Source organism: Janthinobacterium sp. SUN118, from assembly GCF_030397695.1.
Taxonomy (GTDB): domain Bacteria; phylum Pseudomonadota; class Gammaproteobacteria; order Burkholderiales; family Burkholderiaceae_D; genus Janthinobacterium.
Map to the genome: position 1 here is coordinate 409,294 of NZ_JAPUBV010000001.1, position 13,973 is coordinate 423,266.

Annotated in this window: 12 protein-coding genes; 2 read left to right on the top strand and 10 right to left on the bottom strand. The window is 65.7% G+C overall.

Annotation, left to right across the window (positions count from 1 at the left end):
• Positions 1 to 4: 4 nt before the first annotated feature.
• The 9 genes from O0880_RS01930 to O0880_RS01970 all read right to left on the bottom strand — a co-directional run bounded on the left by O0880_RS01930 (position 5) and on the right by O0880_RS01970 (position 10,562).
• On the bottom strand, positions 5 to 499 hold the full coding sequence (locus O0880_RS01930) for a type II secretion system protein (protein ID WP_289884759.1): 495 nt from the start codon (positions 497 to 499) through the stop codon (positions 5 to 7).
• Positions 496 to 2,382, bottom strand: a complete 1,887-nt coding sequence (locus O0880_RS01935) for a secretin and TonB N-terminal domain-containing protein (RefSeq protein ID WP_289884761.1) — start codon at positions 2,380 to 2,382, stop codon at positions 496 to 498. Before O0880_RS01935 ends, O0880_RS01930 begins: the two co-directional genes overlap by 4 nt.
• Positions 2,383 to 2,399: 17 nt before the next feature.
• Positions 2,400 to 2,939 carry a hypothetical protein gene (locus O0880_RS01940; protein WP_289884762.1) on the bottom strand — a complete coding sequence of 180 codons (540 nt, stop codon included), beginning with the start codon at positions 2,937 to 2,939 and terminating at the stop codon, positions 2,400 to 2,402.
• Positions 2,936 to 3,556 (bottom strand): type 4a pilus biogenesis protein PilO, encoded by a 621-nt coding sequence (gene pilO, locus O0880_RS01945; RefSeq protein ID WP_289884763.1) that lies wholly within the window; start codon positions 3,554 to 3,556, stop codon positions 2,936 to 2,938. The genes O0880_RS01940 and pilO overlap by 4 nt, the downstream gene beginning before the upstream one ends.
• A complete protein-coding gene (locus tag O0880_RS01950) occupies positions 3,544 to 4,086 on the bottom strand; it encodes a hypothetical protein (protein ID WP_289884764.1) in 543 nt (180 codons plus the stop codon). The genes pilO and O0880_RS01950 overlap by 13 nt, the downstream gene beginning before the upstream one ends.
• Positions 4,077 to 4,877, bottom strand: a complete 801-nt coding sequence (locus tag O0880_RS01955; protein WP_289884765.1) for a hypothetical protein — start codon at positions 4,875 to 4,877, stop codon at positions 4,077 to 4,079. The genes O0880_RS01950 and O0880_RS01955 overlap by 10 nt, the downstream gene beginning before the upstream one ends.
• Complete coding sequence (locus O0880_RS01960) at positions 4,864 to 6,561, bottom strand: GspE/PulE family protein (RefSeq protein ID WP_289884766.1); 1,698 nt, start codon at positions 6,559 to 6,561, stop codon at positions 4,864 to 4,866. Before O0880_RS01960 ends, O0880_RS01955 begins: the two co-directional genes overlap by 14 nt.
• A 24-nt stretch (positions 6,562 to 6,585) precedes the next feature.
• Positions 6,586 to 7,779 carry a type II secretion system F family protein gene (locus O0880_RS01965; RefSeq protein ID WP_071321955.1) on the bottom strand — a complete coding sequence of 398 codons (1,194 nt, stop codon included), beginning with the start codon at positions 7,777 to 7,779 and terminating at the stop codon, positions 6,586 to 6,588.
• Between the two features lie 248 nt (positions 7,780 to 8,027).
• On the bottom strand, positions 8,028 to 10,562 hold the full coding sequence (locus tag O0880_RS01970; RefSeq protein ID WP_289884768.1) for a M4 family metallopeptidase: 2,535 nt from the start codon (positions 10,560 to 10,562) through the stop codon (positions 8,028 to 8,030).
• Positions 10,563 to 11,228: 666 nt separating this feature from the next.
• Between O0880_RS01970 and O0880_RS01975 the strand changes: the two genes are divergently transcribed.
• Positions 11,229 to 11,885, top strand: coding sequence for a hypothetical protein (locus O0880_RS01975; RefSeq protein ID WP_071321957.1), 657 nt, complete (start codon positions 11,229 to 11,231; stop codon positions 11,883 to 11,885).
• A gap of 52 nt (positions 11,886 to 11,937) precedes the next feature.
• Here O0880_RS01975 and argH read toward each other — a convergent pair whose 3' ends face one another.
• Positions 11,938 to 13,335 carry an argininosuccinate lyase gene (argH, locus tag O0880_RS01980; protein ID WP_071321958.1) on the bottom strand — a complete coding sequence of 466 codons (1,398 nt, stop codon included), beginning with the start codon at positions 13,333 to 13,335 and terminating at the stop codon, positions 11,938 to 11,940.
• A gap of 265 nt (positions 13,336 to 13,600) precedes the next feature.
• Between argH and O0880_RS01985 the strand changes: the two genes are divergently transcribed.
• Positions 13,601 to 13,798 (top strand): hypothetical protein, encoded by a 198-nt coding sequence (locus tag O0880_RS01985; RefSeq protein ID WP_071321959.1) that lies wholly within the window; start codon positions 13,601 to 13,603, stop codon positions 13,796 to 13,798.
• The last annotated feature ends 175 nt before the right edge of the window (positions 13,799 to 13,973 follow it).

A 13,973-nucleotide genomic window follows, 5' to 3' on the forward strand; every position in this document is an offset into this window, starting at 1 on the left:
GCAGTCACCATTCGTTGAGCGGCACGCCGTTCAGGCCCACCTTGGTCGAGCGCGAAGCGACGTCGAACACGTCCTCGCCTTCGCTGGGATTGTCGGGTGGCGAAGCGTAGGCGCGCTTGCTCCAGCTGTCGGCGGCGCTGCCGGCCTGGCCATCCGTGCCTGTTGCGTGAAACGGGTCGCGCGGCAGGCGGCGCAGGAAATAGATGTTCTGCTTGGACGGGCTGCGCTGGTCGGGCACGCCTTCGACCAGTTCATCGAGTTTTTTCGGATAGCCCGATCCTCCCAGCGACAGCTTGATGCGGCCGTTGTCGGACGCGCGCTTGTAAGCGTCGATGGCTTCGCGGATCTCGATCAGGGCCGAACGCAATTCGTGCTCCTTCGCCCGTTGCAGCGCCACCTGCGCCATCGGCACGGCCACCGTGGCCAGGGTCGCCATGATCGCCAGGGTGATCATCAGCTCGATGAAGGTAAAGCCAGGCTGAAGACCATGCCGCTTCACTGGCCACCCTTGACGGTGGCGCTGGGCGTGACGGCAGGCTTGTCGCCGGCAGGCGCTTCGTCGCCCCCCGTCATGGGGGAGACGGTGCGCGGCGCTGCCTGCTCGGGCGCGGCGACGGCTTCCGCGGCGCCGCCCACGCTGGCGCGGCCGCCCACGGCCGCCTCGGTGCCGGAATTGAATTCGGCCGTCATCAGGTCCGGCCTGCGGATGCTGCGCAGCAGGCGCGGCGTGATCGACAGCACGATCTCGCTGCGCATGGCATCGTCCTTCTGGCTGCCGAACAGGCGGTTCAGCACGGGCAGCTCGCCCACGCCGGGCACCTTGTTGGCCGTGCCCCGGTCCTCGTCGCTGATCAGCCCGGCCAGCACCTGCGTCTCGCCATCCTTCAGGCGCAGCACGGTCGACGCGCTGCGCGTGCCGATTTGGTAAGCCTGCGTGCCCGTCTTGCTGATCACTTCCTTGACGACGTTCGACACTTCCAGGTTGATCTTGATGGCCACTTCGTCGTCCAGGTAGACATTCGGTTCGACGTCGAGCTTCAGGCCCACGTCGATGTAATTGACGCTGTCGGAGCTGACGCCGTTATTCGTCGTGACGGTAATGACGGGCACGCGGTCGCCGATCAGGATCTTGGCCTTTTCCTTGTTGCGCACGCGGATGCGCGGATTGGCCAGGATATTGCTGTCGCTGTCGGTCTTGTTGGCATTCAGGGTAACGCCGCCGATGCCCAGGTTGATATTGTCGCCATTGATGCGGTGCAGGTCCGCCACCTTCAAGCCACCGAGTCCGCTGCCGACGCCGGCCAGTGTCAGGCTGGCCTGGTCCGGCCAGCGCACGCCCAGCTCCATCAGGCGCGTGCGTTTCACTTCCAGCACCTCCACCTCGAGCATCACTTCCGGGTCGGCCAGGTCCTGCACGTTGATGATGCGTTCGGCCATGCGCACCATTTCCGGCGTATCGCGCAGCATGATGATGCCCAGGCGTTCATCGGTAACGACGTCCTTGGCCTTGAGCAGGGTCTTGATGGAAAACGCCACGGTCTTGACGTCGGCATTGGTGATGAAAAAGGTGCGCACCACCAGCTGCTGGTAGTCCTTCACCTTTTGCGGCGTGTTCGGGTAAATCGTGATCGACTTGTCGCTGGTGACGCTTTGCTCGAGCTGATTGGCCCCCAGCAGCATGGCGATGGCTTCCTCGATGCTGGTGTCGCGCACGGAAATGGTGGCGCGCAGGGCGGGGTCGACTTCCTTGTCGAAGACGAAATTCAGGCCCGAGACCTTGCTGATGAAGTCGAAGACGGAGCGCAGCGGCGCATCGCGAAACTCCAGCGTCACGGGTTTGCGGTAGGCCGCCGCCAGCTTGCCGCCGGCCGGCAGGCTTTTCGCCTGCGCCTCGCCGATGCGGGCTTTCAGCAGCAAGGCGTCGTGCTGGGCGGGACGCTCCTGCAGCACCTGGCGCAAGGTGTCCTGCGCCTGGGCGATATTCGCCTCGCCGCCGCGCTGGTAGCTGGCCTGCGCTTCCTGCACCAGCTTGCGGTGGCGCTCATCCTGCGCCACGCCGGCCAGGCCCCGCTGCGCCACGTCGTTGCTGGCGTCCAGCGCCAGCGCCTGGCGGTACAGCGCCTGCGCCTCGGGCAGGCTGCCTTGCTGGCGCAGCGCGTCGGCGCGGCCGTTCAGGCTATTGAGCGCGCGCATCCTGCCATTCGTGACGGCGATGCGGTACTTGGCGTTGGTCGGTTCCGCCTGCGCCGCCTGCTCCAGCAGGGCCAGTCCCTGTTCCGTGCGGCCGGCGCCCAGCATGGCCTGGCCGTCGTTAAAAGCCTGGTTGCCGGCGCAGGCGGCCAGCAGGGACAGCAAGGGCAGCAAAGCAAGACTGCGTGGCATACGTGGCGCGCATCGTTTCAATTGAGGTCCCCTACGGCGAGTGTCTGTTTCTGGTTGAGCGGCAGATAGGTAAATTGCAGGGCGCCCTGCACCACGCCGTCGAAGCGGTAGCGCTCCTCGAGCATGTCGCCGGGCCGCGCCACCACATTGCGTTCGCCCGCCTGCAGGAAGTAGGCGGCCTTGCCTTCGTCGACAAAGCGCCCGAGGAACTGGAACGGCAAGGGTGGCGGCGCATTTGCATCGACGGCCGCCGCAGGCAGCGCAGCCTTGGCGGCCTGCTGGTCGAGCATGATCTTTTTCGGCGTCTCCGGCTGCCAGCTCTGCTTGGCAAACAGGGTGGCCGCCTCTTCATCGTCGAGCGCGCGGCGCGGATGGATGGCCAGCGCGGACGGGGGAGCGGGTGGCGCGGCCACGGCAAGCGGCAGCGGCGCCGGTACCCGCTCCACCTGGCGCGTGGTGGCGGTGGCCGGTCCGACGATGCTGCCTTCGTCTTCCGGCGCGAAGAGGGCGGCCAGCAAGGTCGCCACGGCGGCGCCGGCCAGCACGACTTTTTTCATGGCCGCACCTCCGGCTTTTTCACCAGCAGGATGAACTGTATGCGCGCCTCGATTTCTCCCGCTTCGATCTGTTCGCGCTTGAAGATCACGGAGTCGAGGGTCAAGGTAGGCAATTCCTGCAAGGCGTCGACGATAAAGGTTTGCAGCTGCATGTATTCGGCCTTCACGGGCAGCGTGATCTGGTAGCGCAGGAACGCCATGTTGCCGTCCTCCTGCGGCTTGTAGTCGGCCTTGGCGAGGGTCACGCCGCTCTTCTGCGCCACGGCCAGCAATTGCTGCAGCTGCTCGGGGATGCTGTCATGCGCCGGCAGGTAGGCATGGAAGGCGGCCAGGCTGTCGGCGTCGCCGTCCGTGCTGGCGGGTGCCTGCGGCAGCGCCGCCTGTTTGGCGGCCGTCGCCAGCTGTGCCGCCAGCTGCTGCTGGCGCGCCGCCAGTGCGCCGCCTTGCTGCACGGCGAAGGCGGCCAGCGCCAGGCAGGCCGCGCCGATGGCGCTGGGCCAGCCCAGCCTGCGCCCCAGGCGCGCCGCTTCCCATGCGAGACGCGGCGGCATGCGCAGTTGCAGGCGTGGACGAGCCAGCGGCGTATTGGCTTTGAATACGGGTTTTATTGCCGCCATTGCGCCTCCAGTTGAAAACGATACGGGTGTTCCGGCGCGTTGGCGTTCATTTCGTGCTTGAGCAGGTACACGGAGCTGAACATCGGCTGCTGGTTCAGGAAGGCCAGGTAATTGAGCATGTCCTGCGGCGTTTCCGCTTCGGCGGCGATCTTCAGGGCGCTGGCGCCATCCTGTCCCTGCTGCGCATTCAGGTCCAGCCCCAGCAGGGCGATGCGCACGTCGCGTGGCGGCTGCACCGTCTTGATCAGGCGCGTGACGGGCAGGTTGAGCTGGCGCACGGCGGTGGCCACCAGTTTCAGTTCGATGTCGCGCTCGCGCTGCTGGCTGGCCGACAGCGGCGGGCGCACCGCGCGCGCGGGCTGCAGTTGCGCCAGTTGCGCTTCCAGGCGCCGCGTTTCCTGCGCCTGCACCAGCCACAGCACGGTGGCCGGCAGCAGGACGGCGATGCCCGTCAGGCACAGCGCCACGCGCCAGCCGGAAAACGCCTGCGTCGCGCCAGGCGGCAGGAATTCGAGACGGCTCAGGCCCATGCCGCCTCCCGCATCAGGTGCGCGGCGCTGGCCACGGCGACGGGCTCGAAGCGTGCCGGCACGTCCGCCTGCGGCATGCCGCTCAAGTCGATCAGCGCCACGCGTTCGATGGCGTCGAGCTGTGGCGCGCGCAGGTTCCAGCGCCGCCACGCCCGTTCCAATTCATCGCCCCAGGCCTCGGCGCAAGGCTGGCTGTGGATGGCGGCAATGCGCCCGCCGCTGCTGGTGGCCAGCAGCAGCCGTCCCGCCTCCACCAGGGCGAAGGCGGTCAGCTTGCCGCCGGCCGGCCTGGCGCTGGCGATGCTGCGCCAGGCCGGCCCGACGATCGGTTCGATGGACAGGCAGCGCCGGCCATGCGCGCCGGCCGCATCCTGCACGCCCTGCAGCAGCGCGGCGTCGATGCCGCAGGCCAGGCGCGGCTTGCCGTAAGGCGCATCGTCGGCCGCCAGGCGCCAGGCGCGCGCGCCGTCGCCATACACGGCGCCGAACTGGCTGTGCAGGAAACGCTGCGCGCTGGCCTGGGCCAGCAGGGCGCCGCTCCACGGCACCACCTGCATGGCGCACCAGCGGCTGGCCAGGCTGACGGCCAGCGGCAATTTTGCCTGGTCCTGTTCCAGCCAGCGGTTCAGGGCCGCCAGCGCCACTTCCCAGCTGGCGTCCGGGTTTTCGATCGGCAGCTGGAAGGCGCTGTCCGGCAGCGGGCGGCCGGCCCGCCGCAGCACGCCATGCAGCCCGTGCGGCGCCAGGTGCAGACATACCGTGGCTCGGGTAACGCGTTCAATAAGTGACACGATTGAGCTCCGTCAGAGTGGTTTCGCCGCGCCGTACCAGGTCCATGCCCGCCTCGCGCGCCAGGCGGAAGCCGTTGCGCGCCGCCTCTTCCTTCATCTGGCTCAGCGGCGCGCGCGTGCAGATCATTTCGCGCATGGCGTCGCTGAGCATCAGCACTTCGGCGACGGCCTTGCGGCCCTTGTAGCCGGTGCCGCGGCAGTGGCCGCAGCCCTTGCCGGCCATGAACTGCCAGTCCTGCACGCGCTGGGCATCGAGGCCGCTGGCCTGCAGCAGGGACGTGTCGGCCAGCGTTTCCGCTGTCGCATCGACGGCGCAATGGGCGCAATTGAGGCGCAGCAGGCGCTGCGCCACGATGCCGTTCAGGGCCGCGGCAAAGCTGTAGGCGTCGACGCCCATGTGCAGGAAGCGGCCCACCACGTCGAACACGTTATTCGCGTGCACGGTGGTAAACACCAGGTGGCCCGTGAGCGCCGCCTGCACGGCGATCTGCGCCGTCTCGTCGTCGCGGATCTCGCCGATCATGATCTTGTCGGGGTCGTGGCGCAGGATGGAGCGCAGGCCGCGCGCGAACGTCAGCCCCTTCTTTTCGTTGACGGGGATCTGCAGCACGCGCGGCAGCCGGTATTCGACGGGGTCTTCGATGGTGACGATCTTGTCGCGCCCCGTATTGATTTCCGTGATGGCCGCATACAGGGTGGTGGTCTTGCCGGAACCGGTGGGCCCCGTCACCAGCAGCATGCCGTGCGGCTTGGCGGCCAGGCGGCGGATCTGCTCGATGGCGTCCTCGTTCAGGCCCAGGCTTTCCAGGCGCAGCGCCTGTGCCGCCTCCGTCAGCGCGCGCCGGTCGAGCAGGCGCAGCACGGCGTCCTCGCCAAAGATGTTGGGCATGATGGAGACGCGGAAATCGATCTCCGCCCCTTTCACGCGCACCTTGAAGCGGCCATCCTGCGGGATGCGCCGCTCGGCGATGTCGAGATCCGCCATCACCTTGATGCGCGAGATGATCTGCTCGGCCATCGCCAGTCCCTGCACCTGGCCCGCCTGCACCAGCACGCCGTCGACGCGGTACTTGATGACCAGGCTGGCCACGTCGCACTCGAGGTGGATGTCGCTGGCCTGGAATTTCAGGGCGTCGTAGATGGTGGAGTTCACCAGTTTCACCACCGGGCTGCTGTCTTCGCTGATGCGGATCAGCGAGATGTCCTCGATGCTCTGGTCGAGGCCCGGCACGTCGTCCCCATGCTGCATTTCCTGCATCGCCTGCTGCACGCTTTCCTGCTGCTGCAGGTAGGCGGCCAGGTCGTCCGGGTGGGCCAGCGCCACCGTGAATGGCGTGCGCAGGGCAAAGTCGGCCCATTGCAGCAGGTCGTCGGCGAAAGGATTGCCGATGACGAGCACGGGCGATGCGCCGGCGGCGGGCGGCTGCATCAGCACGCAGTCGTGCTGGGCGCAATCCGTGTAAGGCAGCAGCGCGAAGGCGGGCAGGCCAGCCTGCAGCTCGGCCATCGTCCAGGCCGGGTAGCGGAACAGGGCGGCCAGCTGGCGCAGGAAGACTTCGGGCGGCAGGGCCGCCGTTTCCTGCAGCACGGCCATTTGCGGACGGCCCTGCGCCAGCGCGCTGGCGTGGGCCTGGCGCAGCATGGCCGCATCGAGCACGCTGCGTTCTTCGTCGCGCGCGTTCATGGCAAGCTCCTCATGGTAGACCCGTCACGATAAGCTCCCGGCCAGTTCAAAGATCGGCATGTACATCAGCACCACCACGCCGCCGATCACCACGCCGATGATGGTCATCAGCAGGGGCTCGAGCAGGCGCGAGGCCCAGTCCACCCAGCGGGCGAATTCCTCGTCGTGGAACTTGGCCGAGCGTTCCAGCATGTCGCCCAGGCGGCCCGTGTTTTCGCCCACCTTCAGCAGCGATTGCGCCACCGGCGTGGCCATGCTGGCCTCTTCCAGCGCGGTGGAAAACGGCATGCCTTCCTGCACCGCGCGGCGCGCCTGCGCCAGCTGCTCCTGCTGTGCCGGCAGCAGCATGGGCGCGACCATGGCCAGCGCCTTGTGCAGCGGGATGCCGGCGTGCAGCAGCAGGCTCAGGGCGCGGTAGAAGCGGGCCAGGCGAAATTCGGCGGCCTTGTCCGCCAGCACGGGCAGGCGCAAGAGGCGCAGCACCAGCGCCATGCGCATGGCGCGGTTGGCCACGCCGAACACCACGGCCGCCACGCTGGCGGCGAGCGCCGTGGCGCACAGCAGCGGATGGGCCGCCAGCGTCTGGCCAAAGCCCAGCAGCATCTGCGACATCCAGGGAATCTCGCGGCCCGAGCTTTCATACACGACGCTGAATTTCGGCACCACGTAGCCGAGCAGGAACAGCGTCACCAGGCCGCCGACGACGAGCAGCATGCACGGGTAGATGGCGGCCGAAATGAGCTTCTTGCGGATGGCGTCGAATTGCAGCTGATAGCCGACGAAGCGCGCCAGCGCTTCCGGCAGGTTGCCCGAGCGCTCGGCCGCGTGCACGGTGGCGATGTAAATGTCGGGGAAGATGTCGGGGAAGTCGGCCAGGGTGTCGGAAAAGCTCTTGCCCTGCTGCAGGGTGAGCACGATGGCGCCCAGGGTGGCCCTGGCGGCCGTGCGCGTTTCCTTGTTGTGCAGGGTGGCCATGGCTTCACCCAGGTTCAGGCCCGCTTCGAGCAGGGCCAGCAGCTCCTGGCTGAACTGCAGCAGGGGCAGGCCCTGCTTCCCCGGGCGGACCACGGCGCCTGCGTCTTGCGCGGCGCCGTCGTCCACGGCCAGCACGCGCCAGCCGCCGCGCACGGCCGCGCGGATCGCCTCGGCTTCGCTGGGCGCGTCGATGGCCAGCGCCTGGCTGCCGGCAGGGCCTTGCACCTGGAGGTGGAACTGCATGAGCGGGTCAGGCGAGCATGGCGTTGGACGCGAAAAGGGACAGGCTGGCGGGTGGCAAGGCGCGTGTGATCAAAGTAGGCATCGGTCAGGAACAATCAAAAAGAGTTCAATTCGTCGCGGGTACCGGCAGCAGGCAAGATGCAATTCGCTGCCTCAGGGTAGACTGGAATTGCAAGAAAATCAATCGTGTTCTGCGAATGGTGCGGGCAGGCAGTCCTTCTCGACTGCCTGCCCGCACGCTTAGCCGCTTACTGGGTAACCAGGCTGACCTTGTCGATCACGAACGAGGTTTGCAGCGATGCATCCTCGGTCGCGGCAAACGAGATCTGCACGGTCTGGCCTTTGTAGGCGATCAGGTCGAAGGTGCGGATCTGGTAGCCGGCCGCCTTGTTCACGTTCGAGTACGAGGCCAGGGTGCCCAGCACCGTGCCGGCGCTGTTTTTCACGGTCACCACCAGCTTGTCGTACACGGTATTGCCCGTTTCGGCCGTGTCGATATGCAGCGCGAAGGTCAGGCTGGCCGAGGTGGCGGCGGCAGGAATGGCCACGCTTTGCGTCAGCGATTCGCTGGCCGTCGCGCCATTGCCGCCGAGCCAGGCGTACTTCGTGCCTTCATACGCGGTTTGACCCGTGAAGGTGCCGATGGCGCCCGTGGTGCCGCTCCATCCCGTGGCGCCGGACTCGAAGCCGCCGTTCGTCACGCGTTCGGTGGCGCTGCTCGTGCCGACGGTGAGGGTGGCGTTGTTCGACGTGGCCGTCACGGCAGGCGAGGACGAATCCGTCACCGTGGCCTTGAAGACGGCGCCGTTGTCGGCCGCCACGGTCGTGAAGCTGTAGGCCGGCGACGTGGCGCCGCTGATCACGGCGCCGTTGCGGTACCACTTGTAGGTGTACGGCGCCGTGCCGCCACCCGCGCCGACGGCAAACGAAGCGGTGGCGCCCGGCGCGACCGTGAGGCTGGCCGGCTGGCTGGTGATGGTCACCGCGCCGCCCGTCGTCGATTCATCGACGTCGGCGCCCACGTTGATGGCTGCGTACGCGCGCTTGACGGCCGTCGCCTCGGCGCTGCCCACGCCATACAGTTCCTCGGCTGCCAGCAGCACCTTGTTGCGCGCGTCGGCATAGTTGGTCGACGAGGTGAACTTGGTGGTCGCGGCCTTGAACCAGATGCGGTAGGCCTTGTCGCTGCCGATACCGGTCATGGCCAGCGGGCTCTTGTTCAGGTAGGAGCTGTAGTAGTCGCTGCTGGCGGTGGAGTTCGAGCCTTGCGACAGGAAGTAGAACATGCGGTTGTTCGGGCCGCTGCTGTAGTGGACGTCCAGGTTCTTGATGGTGCTGCTCCACGCATTCGGGCTGCTGCCATCCTTGCTCGGCTTGTACAGCCAACGCAGCGGCTGGCCATTCTTGGCGATCTCCTTGCCCGTCATCCAATCGTTGCCCGTGTTGGGGATGGTGGTGCCCGTGCCGCCGGCGCGCGCATACGCTTCCACCATTTCACCGGCGATGTCCGAGCTCGATTCGTTCAAGCCGCCCGACTCCTGCGAGTAGATCAGGCCCGAGGTGGCGTCCGTGATGCCGTGGCCCATTTCATGGCCGATCACGTCGATGGAACCGAGGTTGTTGAACGAGCTGCCGCCGTCGCCGATGTACATGCACTTGCAGCTGCTGTCGTAGTAGGCGTTGTCGTAGGCCGTGTTGACGTGGGCGGCGATGTGGGTGGCCGTGTTGTTGCCGTCCAGGCTGGACCAGCCCAGCACATTCTTGTGCGTGTCGTAGGTGTTCATCAGGCCCCACATGGCGTTGACTGCCGCCGTCTGGCCGTTGGCGTTGGTGGTGCTGCCGCCATTGATGTATTGCTGGCCGTCGCCCCAGGTATTGCTGGTGCTGCTGTACACGCTGCCCGAAGTGGTGCCGTGGTTGGCGTTGGTGATGGCCATGCCGCCGAAGCTGCCGCCGGTGCCGCGGCTGGGGTCCTTCATGGTGTAGGTGCTGCCGGTGAGCGTGGTATTGAGCGGCACCTGGCCGTTGTACTGGCTGTTGCCGATGCCGGCCACGGTTTTCAGGGCTTTCCACTGGCGCAGGATGCGGCCATCCTTGGCGCTGACGATGGTGTCGTAGTACACCGGCTTGCTGCCGCTGATCATGCGGGTTTGCACCAGGTAGGCCAGCTCGTAGTGGTCGACCACGTCCTGCACGTCGAGGGCATTGAGCGAGGCTTCCGATTTGTTTTCGGCGCCTGCCACGCGCACCGTTTTCATGACGGGGTAGATCAGCAGCTGTGCATGCGGCGGCACATGGTCGACGGCCGGCACGCCGATGCTTTTCACTGCGGCGGCGATGGCCGTTGCGGCGCTGACGGCGGGCGTGGTGTCGATGTCGGCGGTGGCGCTGCGGGTGACGGAATTGACGCCGCCGCTACCGAGGCCGGAGGCGCGGTCCGAGACCGATTCGCTGACGATGTCGCCGGCGTTATTGCTGACCACCACCGTTTCCGAGCCAAACACGGGCAAGCCCTTGTAGGTGTGCTGCACGCGGCTGACGCGCGTGCCGCTGACGCCCGGATGCTGGGCGCCAACGACAAAGCCATGCTCGGTATTCAGGCCGCGGCTGCGCGCCTGTGCCGCCAGTTTGTTGACCAGGCTGGCCGTCTCTTGTGGCGACGCCAGGCTGACAGGGGCGGCCATCAGGGTCGGTGGCAGCGGGGTGGCGGCATGTGCCGTCGTGGTGGCCATCAGCGGCAGGGCGGCGATGGATGCGGCAACTATCGTCAAACGTAAATTCATTTCTGCTCCATGGTATCGGTTAGGAAAATAGTGAATGAGCTGGCCGCGATTGTCTGATGGCCACCCCGGCGTGCCGGACGACGGGCGGGTAGCCTGCCGCTTTTTTTATGACGTTACCGCCGGGTAGGGCGACACTAAACTTGTCGATATCGCCATGTCAAAATTTTCAAGAAATGGGTCAAGCGGGCTTTTTTTGTTAAGAATTGAACATTTATCGGCGCGCTACTATAGGAAAGTTTGATCTGCCGCAAGCTGTAACTTTTGTTTTGGACTAGTCCCTCAAATGGCGCGTTCTGTTGGCAAAACACTGTTGCATTTTTTAAATGTTGCGATCTACACTAGGTATTCGCGCTGTCCGCTGTCGGGGCAAGGCGTAGATAAAAAAAGCGCACGCGGCAATGACCGCGTTCACATGGCGCAACGGGAAAAAATCGGGAGTTTCACATGACGTCAGTTCTGCCTTCTGCTAGCGGTTTCAGCCATTTCCCCTCTGGAGCGGCGTTGATGCTGCATCCGCCTTCCTAGCCGCCGCCCGCCTCTTTCCCGCAAGGGTACTCAGCGAAACCGGCCACGCCTCCAGGCGCGGCCGCTGGTGCAGTGCAGCCTTTTTTTCAGGAAGGGTTGCCGGCTCCTGGTGCGTGCACCGGAATGCCCGGCACATGAACTATGCTTTCGATAGCGACTAAAGTGGAACAGATCGTGATGGAGTCGGCGTTTCTCAGCGAGGGCCTGGGCCGCGGCTTGCTCAACCTCTCGGAGCTGGCGCGCCAGTTGCAGCCGCAATTGCAGACCGACTTGTGGAAACCGGTAGGCCAGGCCGCCGTGGTGATGGCGCTGCGCCGGCTGGCCGAACGCATGCCGCAGCAGAAAAGCGGCGAGATCGTGCTGGCGCACCGCGCGGGAGAACTGTCCACGCGCAGCGAATTGATGATTTTTACCTACCGTTACTCCGACCAGACGTATGACTGCCAGCGCCAGTTGCTGGCGCTGGCAGCGCCGCAGCGCGGCACCTTCATTACCGTGACGCGCGGCGTCAACGAGGTGATGGTGATCTGCAGCCGCTCGCTGCATGCGCTGGTGGACGAGGTCTTTGGCGGCGAGCAGGAACTGGCGCGCCTCGAGCGCGTGACGGCCGTGACCCTGCATCTGGCCCCCGAGACCTGCTATACGCCAGGCGTGTATCACGCCATCCTCAAGCGCCTGGCCTGGGAGCGCATCAACCTGATCAACATCATTTGCACCTACACCGAGCTGACCTTGCTGCTCGAAGCATCGCAGACGGGCGCCGCCTTCTCCGTCCTGTCGAAAATCGTCGCCCAATAAAAAACGCCCCGCTGCATCGCTGCTGCGGGGCGCTTGCCGGGGAAATCCCCGCTTATTTTTCCAGCTGCGTGCGCACGCGGGCGATCGCGGCGCGCACCTGGCGCGGCGCGGTGCCGCCCACGTGGTCGCGCGCGGCGACGGAGCCTTCCAGGGTCAGCACCTCGAACACGTCTTCGCCGGTCAGCGGAGAGAACGCGCGCAGCTGCTCCAGCGACAGGTCGGCCAGGTCGCAGCCCGCATCGACGCAGGCGCGCACGGCCAGGGCCACCGCTTCATGGGCATCGCGGAAAGGCAAGCCCTTCTTGACCAGGTAGTCGGCCAGGTCGGTCGCCGTGGCGTAGCCTTGCAGGGCGGCCGCGCGCATCGCTTCCGGCTTGACCGTGATGCCGCCGGCCATGTCGGCAAAGATGCGCAGGGTGTCGATGACGGTGTCGACGGTATCGAACAGCGGTTCCTTGTCTTCCTGGTTGTCCTTGTTGTAGGCCAGCGGCTGGCCTTTCATCAGGGTCAGCAGGCCGATCAGGTGGCCGTAGACGCGGCCGGTCTTGCCGCGCGCCAGTTCAGGCACGTCCGGGTTTTTCTTTTGCGGCATGATCGACGAGCCGGTGCAGAAGCGGTCGGCGATGTCGATGAAGCCGATGCGCGGGCTCATCCAGATCACCAGTTCCTCGGCCATGCGCGACACGTGCATCATCAGCACGGCGGAGGCGGCGCAGAATTCGATGGCGAAGTCGCGGTCCGAGACGGCGTCGAGCGAATTGTGGCAGACGTCGTCAAAGCCCAGCGTCTTGGCCACGCGCAGGCGGTCGATGGGGAAGGTGGTGCCGGCCAGTGCGGCGGCGCCCAGCGGCAGGCGGTTGACGCGCTTGCGGGTGTCGGCCATGCGCTCGGCATCGCGGCCGAACATTTCAACATAGGCCAGCATGTGGTGGCCGAAGGTGATCGGCTGCGCCACCTGCATGTGGGTAAAGCCCGGCATGATGGTGTCGGCATGCTGTTCGGCCAGGTCCGTCAGCGCGCCGCGCAGGGTGGCCAGCAGGGCGGTGATGTCGTCGATGGCGGAGCGCACGTACAGGCGGATGTCGGTGGCCACCTGGTCGTTGCGCGAACGGCCCGTGTGCAGGCGCTTGCCCGCATCGCCTACCAGTTCGGTCAGGCGTTTTTCGATATTCAGGTGGACATCTTCCAGGTCCAGCAGCCATTCGAACTGGCCGGCGGCGATTTCCTGCGAAATTTGCGCCATGCCGCGCTGGATTTCAGCGTAGTCGGCCGGGCTGATGATGGCTTGCGCATGCAGCATTTCCGCATGGGCCAGCGAACCTTCGATATCGAACAGCGCCAGGCGCTTGTCAAAAAATACAGAAGCGGTATAGCGCTTGACGAGGTCCGAGACCGGTTCGGAAAACCGGGCCGACCAGGCTTCGCCCTTTTTGGAGAATTGATCAGTCATGAAAGAAGTCCTTTAGTGTAGGGCGATTATAAACAAGGTTGGCCTGCGGTAGGGCTTTTAGGGCCTTTCCCAGCGCGGAAATGGCCTGGAATGGGGCTTGCAAGCCTCAAACGGCGCGCCGGATGCCCGCCATGCGTTCCATCCGGCCTTTTTGTATTCTGTCCCGCAAATTGTGTGTTTGGTCGCAATCCGATGGCGGTTCAGGGACGATAAGCCTACAGTTCAATCATCGCAGGACCCAACCACCGACCCAAAGGAAAACATCATGAACATCGCTAAAAACATGGAAGCCATCTTCGTTGCCATCATCGCCATCGCTGCCGCCACCAGCCTGGCCACCGCCTCGGTGCCGAAGTTCCGCGCCGCGCCTGCGACCATCGTGGCCAGCGCCGACGCCGCCACCATGCACACGGTCTACGTCAGCGCCAAGCGCTTGAGCGCCGCAGAAAAAGCCGCCCTGTAAGCACGGCGATGCCATGCGGGCAGTATCGCCAACAGCAGTCGCAGCACCTCGTAGCATCCCATCACGGGCAATCGGAACGGGCGGCGCCCCCGGTTCTCTCCAGCCCTGGTGACGGCAGCAATACACAATAACAGCAGACAGCAGTCACAGTCAGTCACAACGGCGGAACGCAAGC

Excerpts from the sequence above, each read along its gene's own strand:
- O0880_RS01935 (WP_289884761.1), bottom strand. The coding sequence starts at position 2,382 with ATGCCACGCAGTCTTGCTTTGCTGCCCTTGCTGTCCCTGCTGGCCGCC.
- O0880_RS01940 (WP_289884762.1), bottom strand. The coding sequence starts at position 2,939 with ATGAAAAAAGTCGTGCTGGCCGGCGCCGCCGTGGCGACCTTGCTGGCC.
- pilO (WP_289884763.1), bottom strand. The coding sequence starts at position 3,556 with ATGGCGGCAATAAAACCCGTATTCAAAGCCAATACGCCGCTGGCTCGT.
- O0880_RS01950 (WP_289884764.1), bottom strand. The coding sequence starts at position 4,086 with ATGGGCCTGAGCCGTCTCGAATTCCTGCCGCCTGGCGCGACGCAGGCG.
- O0880_RS01960 (WP_289884766.1), bottom strand. The coding sequence starts at position 6,561 with ATGAACGCGCGCGACGAAGAACGCAGCGTGCTCGATGCGGCCATGCTG.
- O0880_RS01965 (WP_071321955.1), bottom strand. The coding sequence starts at position 7,779 with ATGCAGTTCCACCTCCAGGTGCAAGGCCCTGCCGGCAGCCAGGCGCTG.
- O0880_RS01970 (WP_289884768.1), bottom strand. The coding sequence starts at position 10,562 with ATGAATTTACGTTTGACGATAGTTGCCGCATCCATCGCCGCCCTGCCG.
- O0880_RS01975 (WP_071321957.1), top strand. The coding sequence starts at position 11,229 with ATGCTTTCGATAGCGACTAAAGTGGAACAGATCGTGATGGAGTCGGCG.
- argH (WP_071321958.1), bottom strand. The coding sequence starts at position 13,335 with ATGACTGATCAATTCTCCAAAAAGGGCGAAGCCTGGTCGGCCCGGTTT.
- O0880_RS01985 (WP_071321959.1), top strand. The coding sequence starts at position 13,601 with ATGAACATCGCTAAAAACATGGAAGCCATCTTCGTTGCCATCATCGCC.